General features: G+C 59.4%; 1 protein-coding gene. It reads right to left on the bottom strand.

The window, feature by feature from the left end; all coding sequences use genetic code 11:
* Window positions 1-75: 75 nt before the first annotated feature.
* Window positions 76-1,173: an alpha/beta hydrolase gene (locus ABEH28_RS27235; protein ID WP_346631559.1), complete on the bottom strand. Its 1,098-nt coding sequence runs from the start codon at window positions 1,171-1,173 to the stop codon at window positions 76-78.
* Window positions 1,174-1,260: the final 87 nt, after the last annotated feature.

Consider the following 1,260-nt stretch of genomic DNA (forward strand, 5'->3'; position numbering starts at 1 on the left):
TGAGCTACGATTTGACCCAGCTGTAAGCCAAGGTACTGGCTGCTACGGTTTGACATCGCAGCAGCCAGAGGCTTGTTAGAACGCTGCCTTCAGGCGAGCGCCGGCGTAGGCCTGTGCTTCCTGAGCCTTTTCCACCACCGCAGCGGTACCGAAAAACTCGTGGGTCACGCCGTCATACAGCTTGCGCTCCACGCTTACGCCCTGGTTTCGCAACGCCTGCTCCAGTTGCGCACCGTCATCACGCAGCGGGTCGATCTCGGCGTTGATCAGAGTCACTGGCGGCAGACCGTGAAGGTTGGCGTGCACAAGATCCAAACGTGGATCCTTCAGATCGGCAGAGCTCTTGGTCACATTGGCCACGAACCAAAGCATCATGGGGCGATTGAGTGGCTTGGCGTCAGCGTACTTCAAGTACGACTCAGTGTTGGTCGTGGTCTGTCCCACTGGGTATACAGCAATCACACTCTTGGGCGAGGTCAAGCCCTGGTCGCGTGCAGCCACAGCAGTGGCGAGCGCCAGATTGCCCCCGGCGCTTTCGCCGGCCAACGCTAGGCGCTTAGAGTCTCCGCCAATGCTAGCCGCGTTGGTAGTGAGCCAGCGGTAGGCAGCAACAGCGTCTAGATGGGCTGCCGGGAATTTATATTCAGGCGCGCGACGGTAGTCCACTGACACCACGATAGCATTGGCCTGCTTGGCCAGGCCGCGGGCGCCACCGTCATACACGGTGCGGTCCGCGATCACCCAACCGCCGCCGTGGAAATACAGTACTACCGGGAATGGTCCGTTACCAGCAGGGGTATAGACGGTTGCTGGCAAGTTCCCTGTAGCACCGGCTACGGTGATCTCACGGGTTGTCACGCCCGGGACCAGTGCTGTGGGGCTGCTGTCACGCTTCTGGTCGGCCAGTACCTGCTTTACACCATCTGCCACAGTAGGCTGCTTACGGGCTTCGTCCGGCGTGGTTTTTTCAATGGCTTTAGGATCGAAGGCCGCTTGGGCGTTGAGCACTTTCTGCATGTCGCTGTCAGTGCGGAACAAGCTCTTGGTCGAGCTGACAGCTAATTCCGACAAAGTAGGTTTTTCCGGATCGCGAGCGCAACCGGCCAAGGTTGCCAAGCTGACGGCGGTTACTGCAGCAACCAGGGCACAACGTATTGGATGGGAAGAACGCATGGTGAATCCTCGATGGGTGCAGCTATGGCCACGAAGTGGCGGCGGGCGCTGCAGAAGCCGCGCCTACGCTTTGTCCGAGGAAAACAA

Source organism: Pseudomonas sp. Ps21-P2, from assembly GCF_039672565.1.
GTDB lineage: Bacteria > Pseudomonadota > Gammaproteobacteria > Pseudomonadales > Pseudomonadaceae > Aquipseudomonas.

Bases quoted from the DNA above. Each gene is read 5' to 3' on its own strand.
- ABEH28_RS27235 (WP_346631559.1), bottom strand. From the start codon at position 1,173: ATGCGTTCTTCCCATCCAATACGTTGTGCCCTGGTTGCTGCAGTAACC.